The organism is Ardenticatenales bacterium (assembly GCA_020634515.1).
Classification (GTDB): Bacteria; Chloroflexota; Anaerolineae; order Promineifilales; family Promineifilaceae; genus JAGVTM01.
Window position 1 is genome coordinate 134,460 of the sequence record JACKBL010000004.1, and the last position, 22,388, is coordinate 156,847.

A 22,388-nucleotide genomic window follows, 5' to 3' on the forward strand; every position below is an offset into this window, starting at 1 on the left:
ACGGGGCCATTCATCGCCGGGCGAATTCAGGTAAAATGGCGACATGGCAAAGACGACCCTTTTGTTAGCGGACGATCATGCGGTGGTGCGTGCCGGCATTCTCAACGCCATCAAAGAGCTTCCCGGACTGGAAATCATCGGCGAAGTAGGGGACGGCCCCTCCCTCTTCCATGCTCTCGCCCACCATCGCCCCAATCTCCTGCTACTCGACGTGACCATGCCCCAATTCGACCCGATCCCCGCCATCGGGCAAATCCGCGCCCTTTATCCCCACATGAAAATCCTCGTCGTCACCGCATATGATGACGACGTGTACGTGCAAGGGCTGCTGGGTGTCGGCGTGCATGGCTACCACCTCAAGGACCAACCGCTCGCCGACCTGCGGCTGGCCGTGCAGCGCGTGCTGCAAGGTGAGCGGTGGGTTTCCAGCCGCGTCCTCAGCCGGCTGCTGCATCCGGCGACGGAGGCGGGCGAGAGGCCGGCGCTGACGGAGCGACAGCGGGAGATTTTGCGGCTTTTGCGGCAAGGAATGGACAACCAATCCATTGCGCGCCAGACGAGCCTGAGCGTGAAGACGGTGGAGAACCACCTGACGCGCATCTATCGCCAGCTTGGCGTACAGAGCCGCCTGGAGGCGCTGAACCACATCATGGCGCACCCGGACTTGATCGGGGAGGCGGGGCACGCCCTGCCGCCGCCCGCGCCGGCGCGTCCCGGCGGCGACGAAGTGAGTTTGCTGTTGGTGGATGATAATGCGCGGTATCGGGCGCAACTGCGGCGCATGGTGGGTAAGGTGTATCCGCAGGCCACGATTTATGAGGCGGAGAACATCGCCGGCGCCCTGGCCGTGGCGCGGCGGGTGGATTTGCGGCTGGTGTTGGTAGATGTGGTGCTGGGGGATGAGGATGGTATCCAGTGTACGCGGGCGCTAAAGGCGCGCCTGCCCGCCGCGCGCATCATTTTGATCAGCGCCTATCCTGATCGGGAGTTTCACCGGCGTGGGTTGGAGGCGGGGGCGGTGGCTTTTCTGGATAAGAAGGACCTGGATGGGAAGACGCTGCGGCAGGTGATTGAGGACGTAGCCCTGTAACAGATTGCGGATTACGGGGCCGGGGAGATCCCCAGGGTGACGGCTAATTCCGCCGCCAGCCCGGCAAATGTCGGTGCGGCGGTTTCCTGGGCCGAACGGGCAATTTGTGGCCGATCCAGCTTGACCAGAATGATGAATTGCGGATTGTAAGCGGGAAGCCACCCGACGTAGGAAACAATCGTGTCAGTAGGGTGGTAGATGCCGCCTTCAGCAATTTGGGCTGTGCCGGCTTTGCCCGCCACCAGGTAACCATCTATTGCGCCGCTGCCGGCAGAGGCCACGGACATGTCTATCAGCTTCCGCGCATTACTTTCGCTGATAACGCGATTGCCGGCAACCAGTTCCCTTGCCCGCTCTTTTCCCTGGATCGTGGTCGTCTCCACGACATACGGCTGCATCAGCAAGCCGCCGTTGGCAATGGCCGCGACGGCGTTCACCATCTGCATCGGCGTGACGGCGATCCCCTGCCCAAATGCCGTCGTCAGCATAGAAAATTCGCTCCAACTTGGTTCTCCCGGTTCATTGAACAACGAGGTTGATTCCGCCGCCAGGTCCACTCCCGTGCGCTGATCCAGTCCGAAAGCTCTCAGGTAGTTGTAATAGCTTAGCGGCCCGATGGCTCCCGCCAGAGCTGCCGCGCCGGTATTAGAGCCATAAACAAGCACGCCGGTCATGTCGATCTCGCCAAAAGCAGCCCGATCTTCGTTGATTAACCGGAAGCCATCCGCTTCAAGAACCCCGCTGTCATAAAAAGGTGTGTCCGGCTCTACGATTCCGATATTCAGCGCTGTCGCCATGGTGATTAGCTGGAACACGCCGCCAGGTTCATAGATAACGCTAACCGCGGGATTGATAAAAAGACTCAATTCCTCATTGTAGAAAACGTTAGGATCATAACAAGGGGCATTGGCCAGGCCCAGGAGTTCTCCCGTTTGCGGATTCATCACGATAATGGACCCGCTCTCGCTGCCATACTTCCGCAAGGCTTCATGCAGGTGTCGCTCTATGATGGTCTGCACATCCTTATCTATGGTCAGCCGCAGATCGGCCACCGCGCCCAGGGGATTATCCGCGAGGTTGTAGCGGGGTTCCGCGCCGGACAGCCCGCCGGTCAGCAAATCGTCGTAATAGGCTTCAACGCCCCCACCACCAAGATTCTCGAAATTGACGAAGCCCAGAACGTGGCACATTAGCTCGTCGTGGGGGTAGAATCGCCTGGGCAGCGGTTCGAGGTATAATCCTGGTTCATTCAGGGCCTCGATTTGCTCCGCAACCGCCGCGGAAACGCGCCCGGCCAAAACAACGTAAATATCGTTTTCTCTCAAGAGCGATGCGATCTCCCCGCGAGGTGTCTGTAGCAGGGGAGAAAGCGCAGCCGCCAGAAACTCGACATCCGTGATGTAGCCTGGACCCGCCCCGACCCGGTAATCATGGATTGTGTACGCCAAAGACTCTCCATCCCGGTCGAAAATCGTCCCCCTGTCTCGTTCCTCGACTAAAGGCGCGGTCCGTTTGACAAACTCCGCTGGCAAAAACAGTCTCTCCAGCAGTGTTTTGACGGTCAGATTGTTCTCGGAAAACAGCGCATAGGCGGCCCATATTGCCAGCACCAAAGCACAAAGCCGTAGCAAGATCTCTTTATGTCTTGATAGAGCAGAGAGTGATTGCGTTCTCATGACGAGGAAGTCCTCTTTTCATACGCCATGCACAAGCAAGAAAATCCAGTACAAATAAGAACTCGAGCGTTATGGTCGGAAGCAAAGCGGATTGATTGGGTATTGCTCTTGGCTGTCGCCGCGCTTTGCTTGTTTGGCTTGATGATGGTCCATAGTACCACAGTAGGCACCCGTTATACCACTGATGAGGACCCTTTGTTCTTTTTTCGTAACCAGGCGCGGGCCGCCTTCATCGGTGTCATGTTGGTGATAATTCTGTCCGGTACGCGCCTTGAGTGGCTGCAATCATTGGCTTTGCCATCCATCTTGTTTTCCATTTTGGCGTTGATGCTTTTACTTGTTGTTAACGAACAAGTGTTTGGGGCGGCCCGATTTTTGTTTGCGGGGAGTTATCAGGTTGCTACCTTTGCCAGGGTGGCCGTTTTGCTTTATGTATCCGTGTGGGCTTCATCTCGCGGAAGACGGCGGATCAAGTCGCCGTTTCAGGGATTGATACCATTCAGCCTGATCGTTGGACTGGTCGCCTCTCTCATTCTGCTGCAACCGGATGTGACCTCCTCGATTTTGTTGATGCTGGTCGCCTTTTCACTCTATTTCGTGGCTGGCGCTACCTGGCAATACTTCGCCCTGTATGGTTTCGCCGGTGTGGCCGCGTTTGTGTCGCTTGTTTCAGGGTTGCCCTATGCCCGGGCTAGAATTGAAGACTGGATGGCGACTGTTGCTCAGCCCGCGGCAAGCTCATACCAGATACAAACCGCGTTCGCGGCCATATTTAACGGAGGAATAGGGGGGCAGGGATATCGCCTCGGACAGGTGAAGTACATTATTCCTGTACCTTTCTCGGATGCGGTTTACGTGGTAGTTTGTGAGGAGTTTGGCTTAATAGGGAGCTTGCTGGTATCCGCCTTGCTCCTGCTGATCGCCTGGCGAGGCATCATGATCGCGCGCAAATCGCAGAGTTACTTTGGCTGCCTGCTTGCCTATGGCGTGTCAACTTTGCTTCTTTGGCAGGTCTTGATCAACGTGGGCGGCATGACGGCGGTGTTTCCGGCTGGTGGGCTGCCACTGCCGTATATCAGTTATGGCGGCAGCGATCTGGTCGTTCAGTTTGTCGTGGTGGGACTGCTATTGAGTGTTTCCCGGCATGGTGACGCGGCGGTTGAATCGGATACTCCCCCGGATAAGGAAAGAAAGAGGGCACGAAGATTAATGTTTTCCTGGTCTACGCTGCTGATTTGCGCGAGTGTGCTGCTTTTAGGGTTGCTTGTCTACCGAAACACGCAGTTGATCAGTGGGGTTCCCACGCAAAATATCGAAGATGCTTTTGACATTGTGGCTTCGGCGACCAGCACGCTTTCTTTTACAGTGAATCGCTTGGTCGTGTTTGGGTTTTTCGCCGTCTTTCTTTATTCATTGTTTGACATGCGACTGACCGCCGTGCGGTTTGACCAGGATTGGGTAGCGATCATTGAGGAGAACCTGGAGAAAACGGGGAGGGTTGAGGCTGCTCTGTTGGGTCGTAATGGCGCTGAACTCCTGGCGACCTATTTGCGTCAACATCCTGAGCGTGATCTGACGCTGCCAAACAAGACGCTGCTTCAATATGCGAATAATGACCTGCGGCAAAAAAACCAGGCTGTGTGGCGGTTAGTCAATTCCATGAATGAAAATGAAGGAGGCGTTTCCGGGGGGATGGCCGCCATGGTGCTGGAGGTGTTGAGTGAAATGCTGGCGTCGCCGATTGAAGCGTTTGAGGGGACCTTGTCCGGCACGTCTTTTCACGTTTTCTTGCTGAATACATACGATCTGTTTTCCAGTTTGCGGCTCCCACGGCAATTGTTGATCTTGATGCCGGCAAAAAGCCAGCTAACGGAAAATGAGTGGATGTCCATTCCTGAGTTAACGCGGCAAATCAGCGGCAAAGTGGACATTGCCATTTTGTTGGCGTGGTCAGCCAGACATCGTTCTGCTATGTCTCTGACGCGCCTGCGGGAGGTATTGGCCTTCGACGTTGTGGTGATTGGGCAACCGGAAATGCTTACCTTGTCCACCCGTCGCCACCGACGCGATCATTTTCGGCGGCTGATTCTAAGCGTCATCAATCTACATACGATTTCTCCTTTTGTCACGGCGGGGGCGACGCCGGAGACGATGTTTGTCGGACGGGAAAAAGAGATAAGGGAGATCGTCGAACACGCGACAACAACGAACTATGTTGTTGTCGGCGGGCGTCGCATCGGCAAGACGTCTCTCTTGCGCCGACTGCACGGCATCAGATTGCCGGCCGCCGGGGTTCTCGCTCTTTACCAGGACTGCACTATCATTTCGTCATATGCGGGCTTTTTGGCTACGCCGCTACGGGATTGGAGACCCGCGCCTCCCGCCCAGGCTCCGGCAACCTTTGGTGATTTGTTGAAAATGCCGGCATTAGACCAACCCCTTATGCTTTTATTGGATGAGGCTGACAAGATCGTCAACCTGGATCGACAGCAAGGCTGGCCAATTCTGGAAGCAATGCGCGCCCTGACAAACTCCAGCAACGTCAAAGTTGTTCTTTGCGGGGAGCGCGTCTTGCTTGGCGCCCTCCAGGACTCCTCAGGCCCGCTCTTCAACCTGGTTGACCCGGTTCGTCTGGGGCCATTGGATTATCCTTCCGTGGCCGACCTGATTGTGCGCCCAATGAGTCAGCTAGGCATTCGCCTCGTGCCGGAGGATGAGGTCGTTGAACGGATTTGGGACATTACATCCGGCCACCCCAATCTTGTCCAACGACTCTGTAGCCGCTTGCTTGACCGATTGTTGCGCGAAAATCCCGACAGGGAAATTGTTCAACAAATCATCTCGGATTCCCCACCAGGCAAAGAGGTGCATGACGGCGGGTTTCAGTGGCGGGAGATTGCCGGTCGCGCCGTGTCTTTCTTGCTCCCCGAAAGCCTGAACCTTGCGGAAACAGGAGGAGCGTCTGAGGCCAATCGCCTGGAGACCAGTCTGGCGCGAACGATAACGCTTGCTGACGTGGAAGCCGTGGCCCAAGAGCCTGGCTTCTTGCGGGACGACTTGCTAGAAACATACTGGGGATCGGCCACGACACTGGAAAAGATAGTCAGCCTGCTCATGGCTGAAAATCCGCATCTGAGGACACTGTCCACCATCAAAGAGGCACTGGTTGCCCGCTGCAACCTGGATGTCAGTTCCCGCGAAATAGATGCCAGCCTGCAATTGTTGGTTGATCTGCGTTTGATCCTCAATCGGACGCCATCTGGTTATCAATTTAGGGCCACCGCCTTTCCGTCAGTCGTTGCCCAAACGCTGACCCTTGAGGATACGTTGGCTGTTCAGGTAGAGGAGTATCGTGAGCAACAATGACCAGACACGTTGTTTTTCAGGCTGGAGGTGCGCTAACCGAACGCCATGCGGACGTATACATTGAGCGGGATGCCGAACAGGAATTGCTGCAAGGGTTGCGGCGCATGGACTACTACATGATCATCGAACCTCGCCAGCAGGGAAAAACGAGCCTTGTCAATTATCTGGTGCGGCGTTCGCCTGGTTCGGGCATGATTTTCACCTATGTTGACGTGACCACGCCGGAACGCGCGACTGAAGCTGATTGGTACGCTTCGTTTTGCCCCCGGCTGTTGCGACAGTTACGCCGCCACATTCCGTCCGCCATGTCTCTGGCGCTGCCAAAAAATGCGAGCGAGTGGCGCGGATTCCTCAGTGATCTGGCTTATGTCCTGGAACAGGCCCGACTTGCCCTGGTTATTGTGCTGGATGAAATCGGCGCGGTTTCTTTCCCGGGTTCCACCAGCTTCTTCAGCGTTCTGCGCGACATCTACAACTCTCGGCAGGTTGAGCCAGAGTTAGACTACCTCACTTTCCTGTTGATCGGCTCCTTCCATCCGCGTAATCTGATCGAAGACGATGCTGTTTCTCCTTTCAATATCGCCCGACGCATACGGCTGCCAGATTTTGACAGCAAGCAGGTGCGGCAACTGGTGGAGAAAGCCAATTGGTCGGCGGCATCGGCAGCCGAGGTCGCCGCGCGTGTTTTTGAGTGGACGGATGGGCAACCTTATTTGACGCAACTACTTTGTTCTTGTCTTGGCCCAGAGTCGAAGGCGCCAGCGGTTGATGCTTGCGTTGCGCAACTACGGCAGGATGAACAGAATTTTCTCCCGCCCATGATGCAACGCCTGATGGATGATGCATCGCTCTTGAAATATCTGGAAAGGTTGCTTCGCGGAGAACGGATTCGCTTCCATCCTGCCGGCAATCGGTTGCAGGCCAGATTAGAACTACTGGGCGTCATCAAGGCGGACACGGATGGTTTTTGCCGCGTTAGAAACAGGCTGGTTGCGGAGATGCTTGCTCATGTAGAGCATACGCCGTCTTCGTTGCCGACGGCTGGGCAAGGTATCCCTGGTGCGCTTACTCGCCGCCTGATTGATGTGTTGACGCAGTGCGGCCCGTTCCGGAATCCCCGCGAACTGGAAGCGCTGTTTGTTGATAGCCGGATACACACCTGGAAAGAGGGTTTGCCGCAGGCGGATTCGACGGGGGGGCGCGTGGCACTCGTGGTGGATTACTTATATGATCAATATAATGCGCGTGGGGAATCGGCGCTGGTCCTGTTTTTGCGGGTGATGGCGGAGCAAGTGGATGTGAGTACAGCCTGTTATGAACAATTAAAGGCCGTTGCCGAACAGGTCCAGGCTACCCTTGTTGATGGGGAATGAGGGGGCGGTTTGGACGCCGTGATTTGATGTTTGTGGAACGAAGTTCCTCCAGGGAACTTCGTTCCTGGTATGACACGAACCGTGGGTTGCCACCTCGCTTTGCCGGGGCGGCTTCCGTCCTGGTCAATCAGGGGCGTGCGAGGAAGGGGAGGTAGATGTTGTTGTCCAGGGATTGTTGCCGCAGGGACCAGAGTTCGAGACCGGTGTGGCCGTCGTCGGCGACGAAGTAGAGCTGGTTGTTGACGTTGGTGAGGTAGAGGGGGTTGGCGCTGCCGGTGGGGTTGATGTCGCCGAGGCGGAGGGTTGTGCCGGCATTTCCATCACTCCGCCACAATTCCACCCCCGTCACCCCATCATCCGCCGCGAAATAGAGCCGCCCATCCACCAGCAACAACTGCTGCGGATGGCTATTGCCCGTGGGATTCAGGTCCACCAGCAGCGTCGTGCCGGCATCCGTGCCATCACTACGCCACAACTCCCGCCCATGCGCCGCGTCCGAGGCCACGAAATAGAGCGTCCCGTTCCAGTTCGTGTACCAGCCGGGACTGCTGGCCGCGCCGGGATAGATGTCCTTCACCATGTACGTTCCCGCCGCCGTGCCATCGCTACGCCACAACTCCCGCCCGTGGCTGAAATCGTCCGCGTCGAAGTAGACAACGTTCCCGACGGGCGTCATAAAGGAGGGATAGGCGTCACCCGCGCCGGGAGCGATGTCCTTGAGCAGCGTGGTTCCGCCGGCGGTTCCATCGCTGATCCACAACTCCTTGCCGTGGGTGGCGCCTTTGCCACTGAAGAAGAGGCGGTCGTTGACGAAGGTGAGGTGGGTGGGGTAGCCGTCGTTGCTGCCGGCATATACATCTTTCACCATGAACGTTCCCGCCGTGCTGCCATCCGTGCGCCACAGTTCCACCCCATGCACACCGTCGTCCGCGCTGAAGTAGAGGACGTTGCCCGCGGGCGTGAGGTAGCCGATTTGCGGAAAGGCGGGCGCGAAATTGGTCAGGCGCAGCGTGCCGGCATTTGTGCCATCCGTGCGCCACAACTCCTGATCATGGCTGGCGTCGTCGGCGACGAAGAAGAGCAGCCCGCCGGCCACCTTTAACTGCTGCGGGTAGGCGGAGCCGGTCGGGTTGATGTCCTTGAACAGCACCGTGCCGGCATCCGTGCCATCGCTGCGCCATAGCTCCTGGTCATACGTCTCGTCGGCGGCGCTGAAGTAGAGCAGGTTCTGGAATACGGTGAGGGAACTGGGGAAGCCGTCGTAGGCGCTGATGTCTTTCACCTGGATTGTGCCGGCATCCGTGCCATCACTGCGCCACAACTCGTACCCATCCGGCCCACTGGCGGAGAAAAACACCTGGTTTTGGAAAGGGGTGAGGTAGCTGGGGGCGCTGCCGAGGGTGACGATGTTGATGTCCCGCACCATCAGCGTGCCGGCATCCGTGCCGTCGCTACGCCACAATTCGTTTCCGTGAGGGCCATCATTGGCGCTGAAGAAAAGGACACCGTTGACGTTGATCAGGTTTTGCGGGACGGCGATGGCCGTGCCTGGGTTGATCTCCTTGACCATCGTTGTGCCGGCATCCGTGCCATCGCTGCGCCACAATTCGTCCCCCGTGGTCGGGCTGTAGGCGGAGAAGAAGAGAAGGCCGTTAACGTCGGTGAGGTAGGAGGGAGAAGCGGGGCCGGTGGGGTTGATCTCCTTCACTTTGATTGTGCCGGCATTCGTGCCATCACTGCGCCACAGCTCCGCGTTCACGTCCGTGTCCGAGGCGCTGAAGTAAAGCATGTCGCCCACAGCGGTGAGGGAATAGGGCAGCGCGTGGCCGGACGGGTTGATGTCCTTGACGAGGAACGTGCCCGCCTCCGTGCCGTCGCTGCGCCACAGTTCGCGCCCGTGGGCCACGTCGCTGGCGGAAAAGAAGAGTTGGTTGCCGACCACCGTGAGGGAGAGCGGCACGGAGCCACCATCGGGATTGATGTCTTTGACACGCACGGTTCCGCCCGCGCTGCCATCGCTGCGCCACAGTTCCGTGTCGTTGCTGCCGTCGGTGGCGGAAAAGTAGAGGGCGTCGTTGTAGTGGGTGAGGTAGCCGGGGTAGGCGGGGCCGTTGGCGTTGATGTCTTTGACCAGGGTTGTGCCGGCATCCGTGCCATCGCTGCGCCACAATTCGTATCCATGCACGCCATCGTCATCGGCAAAGTAGAGGATGTCGTTCAGCAGGATGAGCTGCCCCGGCCCCGGGTCGAATTCGTTGGGGCTGATGTCTTTGACCATCGTCGTGCCGGCATCCGTGCCATCGCTGCGCCACAGTTCCGGACCATGCACGCCATCATCGGCGCGGAAGGCAAAGCCATCGCCCATGGGGGTGATTTCGGCGGGGTCGCTATCTCCCGCGCCGGGGTTAATGTCCAGGAAGAGGGTTGTGCCGGCATCCGTGCCATCGCTGCGCCACAGTTCGCGTCCGTGGCTGCCGTCGTCGGCGCTGAAGTAGAGCCAACCATCAACCACGGCGAGGGCATCGGGGTCGCTGTCGCCTTTGCCGGCATGGATGTCTTTGACGAGGGTTGTGCCGGCATCCGTGCCGTCGCCGCGCCATAATTCCACGCCATTTTGCCCGTCCGTGCCGGCAAAATACAACACGCCATCCATTTGCGCCAGATTGTGCGGGTTGGCGCTGTCCGTGTCTTGTTGAATGTCTTTGACCAGATAGGGGATTTGTTGCAGATAGTCGGGCCGCGCCGTGGCGGAACCGACCCGGTCGGCAAAGAGGCCGAACCAGCCCAGGCAGAGGATCAGCCCGAGCGATAACCTTTTGCTTGCGCCTGACATGAACCACTCTCCTTTGTCGGGTGGCAAGTGGTTCCGCTGGCCGGGTAATCAGATATGTTCGTGGTGCAGCGCCGGCCACGTGAACCGTTTACCGACGTGTCGATTCAGGTGTGACGCACTTTTCGCGTAACGGCGAACGCTCTCTGGAGATTGGACCCATTTCACGCGCGCAACGACCATTTCCACCGGAGAAAACTGGTCCAATCTGGCTTAGCAGTTACCTTTTCGCAAAGTGACGCGCGGCGGCGTGGTCGTTCTCCGGCACGCCGCGCGATGGGTCACGCCACATTACTGCTCGTCCATGTTGTTGAAAATGTTGCGCAGCTCTTGCTCCCAGAGGTCGTCCAGAGGAAAGAAGGGCATTTCCTCGTAGGCTTCGTCGAGTTGAGCCAGGTAGCCACGCACATCGAATTGCGGGAATTTTTTCTCCAGTTCCCTGATTTTGGCTTCCATGGCCGTCATCAGCCGCTGGCTCTTGTGTTCCAGGTCGTCCAGGTCGAGGTCCATGCGGAACATGTGGTCGGCGCGGCGCATGATGTCCAGCCACGCTTTGTAGTCGTTTTCGATGCGCATGCTCTGGGGGAAATTTTCGGACTGGGAGAAGTCATATGCCGGCACAAACGCATAAAACCCCACCAGCGCCACATTCTCCCCCTCCGCGCAGTCGGCCAAAAAAGTGCCCACCGAGGAACCGCCCTCATAGTTGGAAAAATTCACGGCGTAATTGGTCAGCTCTTCTTGCAACGGGGGCAGACTGTAGATGGCCGAAATATATCGCTCCCGGTTGTAGGGCACGGAGCCATAGACGCCGCCGAGCGTGATCACGCGCTTCACGCCCGTCAGTTTCACGGCGTGCAGGAAGGCGGCAGCGTAGCGGTCCATGTTCAGATGAGGTTCGTCGCCGAGGAAGATGAGCAGCCCCTTCTCCCCCCTGTCCACGTAGAAAAACTCGTTCTTGGGCCGCGTCAACGACTGGCGATGCCCCTGTTCAATGCGCACTTGTGGGCGCAAGAAGTGGTGCATCCCCGGAATCTGGAACAAATAAAAGCTGTCGTCCCGAATCTCGCCAATCCGCCGCGCCCCCAGGTGCTCCACGAGGTACTCCGGCAGCCCCGACGAAATGGAGCCGGCATCAGCCCACTGTCTCCAGCCAGCGATCAGGTATATTTCTTTCGCTGCCGGCATTTCCTCAAAAACGACCAACTCATTATTCATTGCCTGCTTTCCTTGGCCCGCCGCAACCGTTTACCCGCATCTACTCTTATTGTACATCGCCACCGCGCAAAACGTAATCCCCCCCTCTGCCGCGCCGCTCCGTTTTCACCACACTTCCCCCACCCATTCATAATTTTTTCACAACTTTCCCCCATACTAACCAGCAACAGTCAACTGAAAACAGTCAGTAACTACTAACGCTCTCTGGAGATTGGACCAATTTCACGCGTTCAATGGCGATTTTCACCAGAGCAAATTGGTCCAATCTGGCTTAGTAGTTACAACAGTCAACTGAAAACTATCAACCACCAACCGTCAACTACTCAAGGAGACCCTTCATGTTTTACCGTCGAGGCTTTTTCTTCCGTGGCTTCATGCTGCTCTTGCTCTTCTTTGGCCTTTTTAGCGTCATTCGCGGTTCCAGCTATCGCACCGCCTGGTCAGACGGCTATACCGCGGGACTGCAAGCCGGTGCCGCCGCCGTTGCCGGCGATGGGGCCGCCGCCCCCGCCGCGCCCGTCCGCGAATACCCCCACGTCGGTTGGGGTTTTAGCCCGGGTCTGTGGCTGTTGGGCGCTTGCTTTACTTTCTTCCTGGTGATCGGCCCGCTATTTTTCCTGCTGCGCCTCCTCTTCTTCCGTCGTCGTGGTCCCTGGGGGCATGAGCGACAGTGGGCGCATGGTCCGCGCAAACATGGTCCATGGGGACATGGCCCGTGGGGACATGGCCCGCATAGCGCGCACCATCACGGTCCCGCGCATGAAAAGCAGCCGGAAGACGTTGAACCAGATATTCGCTCGGCGTAGCGTAAATGCCGGCAGAAGCGCGGCGCGCCCCCCAGCGCGCCGCGCCGTCATGCGCCTGGCGCACGGCCCCCCATTCGTTTGGCGCGCCGCCCCTCCTGTCATACAATGCCCCCCGTACCCCACCAACCACCAACTATCAACCAACTAACCACCACCCACTACCCACTACCCACTACCCACTTTCCATTATGAGCGGCACTATCCTCGTTATTGACGATGAACCGAAAATAATTCGCCTGGCGCGCGATTACCTGGAGCGCAGCGGTTTTCGCGTTGTGGGCGCGGGCGACGGGCAAACGGCCCTGGCGCTGGCCCGTGACGAGAAGCCCGACCTGGTGGTTCTGGACCTGAATCTGCCCGGCATGGATGGCCTGGACGTGTGCCGGGCGCTGCGGCGCATGTCTGACGTGCCCATCATCATGCTCACCGCCCGCGTCGAAGAGGCGGACCGCCTCATCGGCCTCGAACTGGGCGCGGACGACTACATCACCAAGCCCTTTTCTCCGCGCGAACTGGTGGCGCGCGTGCGCGTCATCTTGCGCCGCGTGCAAGGCGGCCTGGGGCAGCCCGGCCTGCTGCGCGTGGGCGACCTGGAGATTGACCTGAATGGCTTTCGCGTCACACGGGGCGGCGAATTGGTGGACCTGTCGCGCACGGAGTTTAATCTCCTGGCGATTCTGGCGCGGCATCCCGGCCAGGCGTTCACGCGCTCCCAACTCCTCAGCCGCCTGCATGGCGTCAGCTACGATGGCTACGACCGTAGCATTGACGCGCACGTCAAAAACCTGCGGCGCAAATTAGAGCCGGACCCCGCCGCGCCGCGTTACGTGGAAACGGTGTACGGCGTGGGGTATCGCTTCGCGGATGAGGTCGCCTGATGAAACCGCCGCCGCATCCACCGCCCTGGACGCCGCCGCCGCATCACCCCCGGCGACACGGCAAACCGCCGTGGGGGACGCGGCGGCAGCGCCTGTTTTGGCGCTTCGTGGCCTGGTTTGGCTTCATGGCGCTGCTCTTTACGGCGGGGGTGGGGGGCGTTGTATTCCTGCTTAACTTGCTCTTCCGCGACTATGGGCACACGGCGCTGCTGGTGTGGGTGGCGGGCTGCGGCCTATCGCTGGCGCTGCCGCTGGTGGCCTTGAGCATGGGGCGGCGGGCGTTTCGCGGCATTGCCACGCCGTTGGCGGACGTGATGGCGGCGGCGGAGGCGATTGCCGGGGGGGATTTGAGCGTGCGCGTGATTTCGTCGCCGCGCGGGGAGTTCAGCCGCCTGGCGCGTTCTTTCAACCACATGGCGGCGGAGTTGGAGCGGGCAGACCAGCAGCGACGCAACCTGACGGCAGATGTGGCGCACGAGCTGCGCACGCCGCTGCACATTATCCAGGGCAATTTGGAGGGCATTCTGGATGGGGTGTATGAACCGACGCCGGCGCACATTGGCGATACGCTGGAGGAGACGCACCTGCTGGCGCGGCTGGTGGATGATCTGCATACGCTGTCGCTGGCGGAGGCGGGGCAGCTTCCGCTGCATTGGGAGAAGGTGGACGTGGCGGCTTTGCTGGCGGATGTCGTCACCAGTTTTAGCGGGCAGGCGGAGCATGACGGGGTGTCGCTGTGGCTGCTGGTTCCCGAAGAGGGGGCGTTGTGGCTGCGTGGCGACGTGGGGCGGCTGGATCAGGTGCTGGGGAATTTGATGGTGAACGCGCTGCGGCATACGCCGGCGGGCGGGACGATTACGCTGGCGGCGGAGCAGCAGGGGGAGATGGTGGTTTTGCGGGTGCGCGATACGGGGGAGGGGATTGCGGCGGCGGATTTGCCTTTTATTTTTGACCGCTTTTGGCGGGGGGATAAGGCGCGTCAGCGCGGTGGCGTACCCAGTGGTGGCGGATTGGGGCTGGCGATTACGCGGCAGTTGGTGCGGGCGCATGGGGGGACGATTGAGGCGCAAAGCGAGCCTGGGCAGGGGACGACGTTTGTGCTTGAATTCCCGCTGGATGCGCGTGAAGCGTAAGAGGCGGTGTTGGCGATATGCCGGCACGAAATCATGAATTGAGCCGCAACTCTGCTATAATTGCCGTGGTGGACATCGTCCGTTAACCTGTTGCGATATTTGCATCAAGAAGGAGATCCTATGTTGAAGGTGATTGGCGCCGGTTTTGGGCGCACGGGCACGACCTCACTGAAGATGGCCCTGGAGGAGTTGGGCTTTACGAAGTGCTACCACATGCGGGAAATGATCACCCATCCCGCTCATCCGCGCGTCTGGTTGGATGCGTATGCCGGCAAATCCGTCAACTGGGACAAAATCTTCAGCGGCTACCAGGCTATCCTCGACTGGCCCGGCGCCTACTTCTACAAAGAACTGATGGCCGCCTACCCCGACGCCAAAGTCATCCTCAGCGTGCGCGATCCCGAACGTTGGTATGCCAGCATGACGAACACCATCCACACCGAAAGCGAATCCGTGCCCCGCTGGACGTTGTGGCCGCTGCCGCCGGTGCGCCAGATGTTTCAGGTGTTGGACCAGGTGGTGTGGCAGGGCGTTTTTCAAGGCCGATTTTTGGATAAGGATTACGCCTTGCGGGTTTTTGCGGATAATGTGGCCGAAGTGAAGCGGATTGTGCCGGCAGAACGCCTGCTCGTCTACGATGTCAAAGAAGGATGGGAACCGCTGTGTCACTTCCTCGGCGTGCCCGTGCCCGACAAACCCTTTCCCCGCTCCAACGACGCCGCCGAACGAAAGGGCCTGTTGCGCCGCCGCCGCGCCATTGCCATTGGCGCATTCGTCGTGGAGATACTGCTTGGCGCCGGCCTCATCACCCTCCTCCTCAAACTACTGCGACTATTTTAGGATTGTGTTCTTTTTACGTAATGGCTAAGGACCGACGATGAAATAAAGTGCGAAGTTGCATCGTCAGTTTGAAGGAACGGTTTGATGGATAGTCCAAAGCTGCTATTGGGCGAACCCTAAGCCAGGTTGGACCAATTTTCTGATGTAAATCAAATTGGGGGACGGAGGCGAATGATGGGGGAGAGCCAACTGCTCGCAGGCTCTTTTGGCCTCTGGTTGCCGACCGCGGAAAAATATCGAGGCCTTCCCCGCAGCGGGCGCCACAGGGAAGGCCTCCAGGGAGCCATAAGCGGGATGGTCTGATAGCGGGCGCTACCAGGGAGTTCCATCCCTTTGGGGGAGCCACTTGCATTATAGAGAATAGTGATGGGGAAGAACAATATCAGAATGGGGTACTTTAGTACTGTTTTGTGTTGAATTTTATTGTTTTTTGTGACTAATATCGCTCTCTGGAGATTGGCCCAATTTCACGCGCTCAATGGTCTTTTTCACCAGCGCAAATGGGTCCAATCTGGCTTGGCAGTTACTTTTTTCAAATAGTGCTTCCGCCGCGGTGCGGAGACCGGTCCGGTCGCCTGGAAGTGTCGTTCCCTTTTCTTACGGGAGGGGTCAGGGGGAGAATGCCGGCATTTCCAACTCAAACACCGTCCCCTCCGCCAGCTTACTCCGCACCCAGATACGCCCCCCATGCGCCTCCACCAACGACCTGGCTATCGCCAATCCCAATCCAGATTCCCCCCCATCCTCCTGGCGCGACTGGTCCGCCCGATAAAAACGGTCAAAAATGTGAGGCAGATGCTCCGGCGCAATCCCACTGCCATTGTCCGCCACCTGTAGCCGCACCTGACCGTTGACGTTGGACGCCCCCAGGCGGATGACGCCGCCCACATCCGTGTAGCGCAGCGCGTTGCTCACCAGATTGCCCAACACCTGCGCCATGCGCTCCTCATCGACCTGCACCAGGGGCAGGTCCGGCTCCGTCGCCACTTCCAGCGTCACCCTTTTCTGCTCCGCCTGATAGAAATACGCATTCGCCGTTCGTTGCAAGAGAGTGGATGCCGGCATCACTTGTAAATACAACTCCAGTTCCCCCGCATCCGCCCGCGCCAGCGTATGCAAGTCCGTCACCAAATGCTGCAAATGCTCCACCTCCTGATAAATCGTGCGCAGCCGCGCCGGCGTCGGCGGCAGCACCCCTTCCTGCATAGACTCCAGATAACCCGCGATCACCGTCAGCGGCGTGCGCAAGTCGTGGGCGATGTCCGCCGTCATCTGGCGGCGCACCTCATTGGCGCGCACCAGGTCCGCGCTCATCTGGTTAAACGTCTCCGCCAACTGCCCTAACTCGTCCCGCGTCCGCACCGTCACTTGCTGCGCCAACTCTCCCGCGCGCATCGCCTGCGCCGCCCGCGTCAATTCGCGAATCGGGCGCAGCAACGGGCGCGTCAGCAGCACCCCCAGCAGCGCCGCGACCGCCAATGCCCCCAACGTTGCCTGCAACAGCGCCTGATTCGTACGCTGCAAATACGCCGCTTCCTCGGCCCGCAGCCCTAGCGGGCGCACGTTCGCGTCGATGATCGTGGCTATTTGCGTTCCCTCCAGCAGCACGGGTGTGCCCTGCGCCAGAATCGTCTCCGAAACGATCTCCCCGATGCGGTAGTTTGGCGGGAGCGGCAGCAGCGCCCGGCCCTCCGCGTTGGCAATGGCATAACGGCCTCGTGGTGCATTAGATGCCGGCATTGGCTGCCCCGGCGCACCAGGATCAGGGGGAAGCGGAGCGGGACCTGGCGGATACTGCTGGCGAATATACCGTTCCAACCCGTCCCAGGAACCGACACGCTCATAATAGTTGACCAGTTCCTCGGCCAGCAAAGCGTGCTCCTGTTCGATAATCAACGACTGCAATTGACTCACACTCATCTGGCGAATGGCGAATACAACCAGTGCCGCCACCGTGAGCGAGACGAGCATCAAAGCCAGAATAAATTTCCACGCCAGCGAGGTGCGTATCATCATCTTATTCATCCTGGCAAAAACGGTAACCAATGCCAAAGACGGTTTCAATGTATCGTGGTTTGGCCGGATCAGGTTCGATCTTCGTGCGCAGGTTGCGAATGTGGACGTTGATGGTGCGTTCCAGGCCGGTGTAGCCGATGTCCACCAGGTCGTTGAGCAGCATCTCCCGCGTGAAGGCCCGCCCCGGCGCGCTCATCAACGTTGCCAGCAGCGTAAACTCCGTGGGCGTCAAGGACACAGCCGCGCCATCAACGGTCACGGTGTAGCCGTTCTTGTCCAACACCACGCCGCCGATCTGCATCCGCCCCCGGTTCGTCGTTTCCTGCCCCACGCGCCGCAGCAAAGCATGAATGCGCGCCACCAGTTCACGCAGGCGAAACGGCTTCGTCACGTAATCATCCGCTCCCAATTCCAGGCCAATCACCGCGTCAGTTTCCTCGTTGCGTGCCGTAATCACGATCACAGGCGTGTTGGCTTCGCGCCGATGGTGGGTGATGAACTGGTAGCCATCCATTTCCGGCATCATGATGTCCAGCAGAATGACGTCGGGATGCGCCTGGCGAGCGACGAACAAAGCCATGCGCCCATTCTCGGCGGTAACAACGCGGAACCCTTGTTCCTCAAGATATTCGCGCAGCAGCAGGCGCACGCTGGCCTTGTCATCAACAACGAGTATCGTTTGCATAAAGATTGCCCTCCGCGGATGGGTTCGCGGCACGGCGGAAGCCGCGAATCTTGCCAGAGTATAGGCAAGCGGGGGCAGCGGAGCAACTACCCATTTGGATCACCCTAACCATTGCGGCGCGGCGCGCCTCCCTGGGGCGGCAGGCCTCCTGGCGGCGGCGCGCCTCCCTGGAGTGGCCCTCCGCTTTGAGGCGATTGTCCGCCCTGGTTGGGCAGTGTCCCTTGCGGCAGCGTTCCGCCCTGGGGCGGGTTGTTGCCGCCGCCGGCCGCTTGTTGCGTCACCGTGCCGTGATAGCAGCCCATGAAGTAGGGGAAGGTGTCCGTGGCGAAGTAGGCATAGGAGCCGTCGGCGAAGGCCAGGCCATTGCACTGGTCCAGTTCGCTCAGGCCGGGAACGTAGACGTGCTGCTCCCAGGCGTTGCTTTCGTCCGGGTTTTGCATTTCCCAACTGCTTTGCACTTCTTTGACGCTGGTGCAGGTGCTGTCGGCGCAGATGTAGGGGGCGAGGATGGGGTAACCGTCGAAGGCGTAGCCCAGCACGAGACCGACCTGTCCGTCTATCTCTGCGTAGATGCAGTCGGGGCGGGCGTGGAAGTGGTAGACGCCGCCGGGCGCGGTGTGTCCATTGCAGTAGTCGAGAATCTGGTCCAGGTATGGGTCGCGGTAGCCCGTTTGCGGCGCTTCCGTGGGACCAAAGATGACGAGGCCGTTGACGGTGATGGCGGAAGCGCCGCCCAATGGCACATCCGTGACCTGCGCCGCCGGCGTGGGATTGCGCGGCAGGGTGATGGTGATGTCTTGCGCCTGCAATTCGTTGGGGGTGATGGAGATGAATTCAAAGTTGGGGATGTTGTTGGTGTGGATGACGACGCTGTCTTCCGTGCAAGTCACCGTGAGTTCGGGCGCGGGGTAGGCGCTGTTGGCGGGGTGGGCTTGCACGTCCTGGAAGTTGGCTGTGGGGCAGTCTGCTGTCGCCCCGGCTGCGGCGACGGTGGGCTGGGTGGTTGTTGCTGTCGCGGTGTTGGCGGCTGGTTGCGGGGCGTTTTGGGTGGTGGTGGGTTGGATGCCGGCATTTTCGTCAGCAGTGTTGCCCGGCGAAGCAGTAACGGTAGCGCCGCAAGCAGTCAGCAGCAGGCCCAGGATGAGTAAAAGAACGAGACGGCGTGTCATGAGATTTTTCCTCCGATGCGCGGACGTGATTATGCCCGCGGCGTATGCGTTGTCGTCGCGGCTCTCCGCGACCTCATGTTGGGCATTGTAGTTGAGGCGTGTCAAGGGACCGTTCAGGGGACGTTTAGATGTGGTATAGACAAGAAACCCGAAAGCTTTTGGAGACCTTTAGAACTGACGATGAAATAAAGTACGGAATGGCATCGTCAGTTTGCAGGAACGATCAGTAAACAGCTTCGTTGTCTTATTTGATTTCGTTCCTTTCCAGTCACGATCGGATCACTTGACAAAAAGAAAATATCTTAGTAACATAGGTCACTAGTAACATATGTTGCATAGGGACTACGATTCCAGACTGGCGCGGCTTCCAAAACGGCTCCCGTCTGGAAAACCAATTTCCGTAGGCGATGGCGCCGTCAGGCGCTCCTGGAGGTCACGATGACAATTAAGCAGGCTATTCTTGGTTATCTCAGTTGGAAGCCGTTGAGTGGATACGACTTGAAGAAGTTGTTCGCGGAGTCGGCGGCGATGCACTGGTCGGGCAACAGCAACCAGATTTACCGCGCTCTGGTGGAATTGCATCAGGAAGGGTTGGTGGTGCGTGAGGTGCAGTCGCAAGAGAATTTGCCGGCACGCAAAGAATACACCATCACCCCCACAGGCCATGACGCCCTGCGTCGGTGGGTGCAATCCACCCCCGACATGCCCCAGCTACGCAACACCTTCCTGGTGCAGTTGGCCTGGGCGGACCTGCTCACTCCCGCCGAACTGGACGACCTCCTGGCGCGGTACGAGGAAGAGATGCGCGTGCAGGTGCTTATGCTACGCGAGCAGGCACAGCGCGGCCACAACGCGCCCGCCCGCACGCCACGCGAGATGGCTTTGTGGCGGGCGATTGACGAGAACTGGATTTCCTATTATGAGACGCAGCAGACCTGGGCGCACGCCACGCGCCAAAATCTGAGTCAGGCGGATTCGTGATAGGTGATTCCCAAGATTGGTTCATTCTCCGTAACTGCCAAGCCTGGACCAATTTTCTCTGGTGAAATTGGTCCAATCTCCAGAGAATGAACCAATCTCGCCCGACGAGTTTTTTTCGCAGGAGGCAACATCATGACGTACAACCCGCTTTACAAATCGGCGGCAGCCGAGCAAGCGATTATGACCCTTTACGACGAGGCTTTGTCCCATTGGCCCGTGCCTTACCACACGCGCCTGATCCCGACGCGCCACGGAGACACCTTCGTCATCGCCTGCGGGGACGAGGGCGCGCCGCCCCTTGTCCTGCTGCATGGCGCGGGCACAAACTCGGCCATCTGGATCGGCGATGTGGCCCAGTATAGCCAACGCTACCGCGTTTACGCAGTAGACCTGTTGGGCGAGGCAGGCAAGAGCGCGCCCAATCGTCCCCCCTGGGAGACACCCACCTACGCCGAGTGGCTGGCGGACGTGCTGGACGCGCTGGCGGTCGAACAGGCAACGTTGGTGGGGATTTCTCAGGGCGGCTGGACGGCGCTGAAGTTTGGCGTGGCGCAGCCGGAGCGCGTGACGAGCCTGGCGCTGCTCTGCCCCGGCGGCGTGACGGCGGATCGGATGTCGTTTCTGCTTCGCGCCGTGGTCTATTCGCTGTTGGGTCGGTGGGGCGTGCGCCGCATGATCCGCCTCCTTTATGCCCAACAGCCCATTCCGGCAGGGGTGGAGGAGGTCTTCACGGCGGTGATGAAGGGCTTTAACGCTCGCCTGGGTGTGCTACCTTTGTTCACGGATGCGGAACTGGCGCGGTTGCGGATGCCCGTGCTGCTGTTGGGTGGCGACCAGGATGCACTGCGGGATATGGCGGCGATTGCCGCTCGCCTGCATCGGCATCTGCCCCGGCTGACGGTTTCCATCATTCCCGGCGCGGGGCACGCCCTGGTGGACACAGTGGATAGGGTGATGGGATTTTTGTCTGAAATCGAGCTTCCGGGAAGGTTTCTTGAGAGTCGTCATTCACGGCCACCTTCCCGGAAACTGTTTTGATGCCTTTTGCCTGAGAGCGAGCTTCCGGGAAGGTTTCTTGAGAGCTGCCATTCACGGCCACCTTCCCGGAAGCTGTTTTGATGCCTTTTGCCTGAGAGCGAGCTTCCGGGAAGGTTTCTTGAGAGCTGCCATTCACGGCCACCTTCCCGGAAGCTGTTTTGATGCCTTTTGCCTGAGAGCGAGCTTCCGGGAAGGTTTCTTGAGAGCTGCCATTCACGGCCACCTTCCCGGAAGCTGTTTTGATGCCCTTTGCCTGAAATCGACCTTCCGGGAAGGTTTCCCGTTCCATGTCCCCCTGCCCTGTTTGCTGACTCGCGCCGACCACATCACTCTTCTACGTCTTCTTCACCACTGCTTCATACCTTACCGCTATTCTCCAGATGACGGTGGCTGAACGCATCAGGCACCGTCATCAATCAAGTGGAAACGGCGTGACCAACTGGGCATGCCCTTTGATGGAGCAACCTCATGACAAAGCATCTTTCAATTATAATCTTCTTGTTGTTGGCCACTGTTATCGTCGCCTGTGCCAGTGAATCTCCCGTTGCGACCACAGCCACGGCCCCGGCTGCTACAAATCCTCCGCCCACCGAGCCGGCCAGTAGTCCCACGCCAGTTGTGCCAACCGTCGTTCCCGTTGCGCAGCCGGTCGCGGGTGACGACGTTATGACGGTAGGCGACGAGGGAGATACGACTGTGGATACAACTTCTTTAGACAACGTGCTCAGTCAACAAGATTCAATGGCGCTGAATGAGCAAGAGGTGGCCGATTTGCTCTTTATGCGCGAAGAAGAAAAACTGGCCCACGACGTTTACCTGACTTTGTATGAACAGTGGGGTTTGCGTATCTTTCAAAATATCGCCAACAGCGAGTTGACACATACCGAAGCTATCAGAACGCTACTGGTGCGGTATGATTTGGCTGACCCGGCTCTGGACAGGGCTGTGGGTGTTTTCGCCAATGAGGGTCTCCAGGCGCTGTATGACCAATTGGTGGCCCAGGGAAGCCAGTCACTTGTCGCGGCTTTGCAGGTTGGTGCGACCATTGAGGATTTGGATATTGTCGATCTGCAAAATGCCGTTGCCAGAACCGATAACGCGGATATTGTTCTGGTTTACGAGAATCTGATGAAAGGTTCTCGCAATCACCTGCGCGCTTTTATTGCCACGTTGCAAAAGCAAAACGGGGAATATCAACCACAATACCTTGACCAGGCCGCTTACGAAGCCATTATCAGTTCGCCGATGGAGCGTGGTAAGTAGGCGGGTTTTCGCGGATGCCGGCACGA

Annotated in this window: 16 protein-coding genes; 10 read left to right on the top strand and 6 right to left on the bottom strand. The window is 58.8% G+C overall.

Annotated elements, in window-relative coordinates; genetic code table 11:
- Positions 1-43: 43 nt before the first annotated feature.
- Complete coding sequence (locus tag H6650_12270) at positions 44-1,090, top strand: response regulator (GenBank protein ID MCB8952781.1); 1,047 nt, start codon at positions 44-46, stop codon at positions 1,088-1,090.
- 11 nt (positions 1,091-1,101) lie between these two features.
- On the opposite strand, the gene H6650_12275 is transcribed toward H6650_12270, so the two are convergent.
- Positions 1,102-2,538: a penicillin-binding protein 2 gene (locus H6650_12275; protein MCB8952782.1), complete on the bottom strand. Its 1,437-nt coding sequence runs from the start codon at positions 2,536-2,538 to the stop codon at positions 1,102-1,104.
- 369 nt (positions 2,539-2,907) lie between these two features.
- Between H6650_12275 and H6650_12280 the strand changes: the two genes are divergently transcribed.
- On the top strand, positions 2,908-6,132 hold the full coding sequence (locus H6650_12280) for an FtsW/RodA/SpoVE family cell cycle protein (GenBank protein ID MCB8952783.1): 3,225 nt from the start codon (positions 2,908-2,910) through the stop codon (positions 6,130-6,132).
- The gene (locus H6650_12285; GenBank protein ID MCB8952784.1) at positions 6,129-7,505 is read left to right on the top strand and encodes an AAA-like domain-containing protein; all 1,377 of its coding nucleotides are present in this window, start codon (positions 6,129-6,131) and stop codon (positions 7,503-7,505) included. Before H6650_12280 ends, H6650_12285 begins: the two co-directional genes overlap by 4 nt.
- 127 nt (positions 7,506-7,632) lie before the next feature.
- Here the strand turns inward: H6650_12285 and H6650_12290 are convergent, their stop codons facing one another.
- Both H6650_12290 and H6650_12295 read right to left on the bottom strand, forming a co-directional pair.
- Positions 7,633-10,338 carry a PQQ-binding-like beta-propeller repeat protein gene (locus H6650_12290; GenBank protein MCB8952785.1) on the bottom strand — a complete coding sequence of 902 codons (2,706 nt, stop codon included), beginning with the start codon at positions 10,336-10,338 and terminating at the stop codon, positions 7,633-7,635.
- Between the two features lie 288 nt (positions 10,339-10,626).
- A complete protein-coding gene (locus H6650_12295) occupies positions 10,627-11,553 on the bottom strand; it encodes a PAC2 family protein (GenBank protein ID MCB8952786.1) in 927 nt (308 codons plus the stop codon).
- A gap of 338 nt (positions 11,554-11,891) precedes the next feature.
- On the opposite strand from H6650_12295, the gene H6650_12300 reads away from it, so the two are divergent.
- The 4 genes from H6650_12300 to H6650_12315 all read left to right on the top strand — a co-directional run bounded on the left by H6650_12300 (position 11,892) and on the right by H6650_12315 (position 15,210).
- Positions 11,892-12,359 (top strand): hypothetical protein, encoded by a 468-nt coding sequence (locus H6650_12300; protein ID MCB8952787.1) that lies wholly within the window; start codon positions 11,892-11,894, stop codon positions 12,357-12,359.
- 188 nt (positions 12,360-12,547) lie between these two features.
- Positions 12,548-13,237, top strand: coding sequence for a response regulator transcription factor (locus H6650_12305; GenBank protein MCB8952788.1), 690 nt, complete (start codon positions 12,548-12,550; stop codon positions 13,235-13,237).
- A complete protein-coding gene (locus tag H6650_12310) occupies positions 13,237-14,370 on the top strand; it encodes a HAMP domain-containing protein (GenBank protein ID MCB8952789.1) in 1,134 nt (377 codons plus the stop codon). Before H6650_12305 ends, H6650_12310 begins: the two co-directional genes overlap by 1 nt.
- A 120-nt stretch (positions 14,371-14,490) precedes the next feature.
- Positions 14,491-15,210: a sulfotransferase gene (locus H6650_12315; protein ID MCB8952790.1), complete on the top strand. Its 720-nt coding sequence runs from the start codon at positions 14,491-14,493 to the stop codon at positions 15,208-15,210.
- A 609-nt stretch (positions 15,211-15,819) separates the two neighbouring features.
- On the opposite strand, the gene H6650_12320 is transcribed toward H6650_12315, so the two are convergent.
- The 3 genes from H6650_12320 to H6650_12330 all read right to left on the bottom strand — a co-directional run bounded on the left by H6650_12320 (position 15,820) and on the right by H6650_12330 (position 19,080).
- Positions 15,820-17,226, bottom strand: a complete 1,407-nt coding sequence (locus H6650_12320; protein MCB8952791.1) for a HAMP domain-containing histidine kinase — start codon at positions 17,224-17,226, stop codon at positions 15,820-15,822.
- A gap of 1 nt (position 17,227) precedes the next feature.
- Positions 17,228-17,911: a response regulator transcription factor gene (locus H6650_12325; GenBank protein MCB8952792.1), complete on the bottom strand. Its 684-nt coding sequence runs from the start codon at positions 17,909-17,911 to the stop codon at positions 17,228-17,230.
- A gap of 104 nt (positions 17,912-18,015) precedes the next feature.
- Positions 18,016-19,080, bottom strand: a complete 1,065-nt coding sequence (locus tag H6650_12330) for a YHYH protein (GenBank protein MCB8952793.1) — start codon at positions 19,078-19,080, stop codon at positions 18,016-18,018.
- A 438-nt stretch (positions 19,081-19,518) separates the two neighbouring features.
- Between H6650_12330 and H6650_12335 the strand changes: the two genes are divergently transcribed.
- The 3 genes from H6650_12335 to H6650_12345 all read left to right on the top strand — a co-directional run bounded on the left by H6650_12335 (position 19,519) and on the right by H6650_12345 (position 22,362).
- Positions 19,519-20,061 carry a helix-turn-helix transcriptional regulator gene (locus tag H6650_12335; GenBank protein ID MCB8952794.1) on the top strand — a complete coding sequence of 181 codons (543 nt, stop codon included), beginning with the start codon at positions 19,519-19,521 and terminating at the stop codon, positions 20,059-20,061.
- 132 nt (positions 20,062-20,193) lie between these two features.
- A complete protein-coding gene (locus H6650_12340) occupies positions 20,194-21,099 on the top strand; it encodes an alpha/beta fold hydrolase (protein MCB8952795.1) in 906 nt (301 codons plus the stop codon).
- Positions 21,100-21,765: 666 nt separating this feature from the next.
- A complete protein-coding gene (locus tag H6650_12345; GenBank protein MCB8952796.1) occupies positions 21,766-22,362 on the top strand; it encodes a DUF2202 domain-containing protein in 597 nt (198 codons plus the stop codon).
- Positions 22,363-22,388 lie beyond the last annotated feature (26 nt).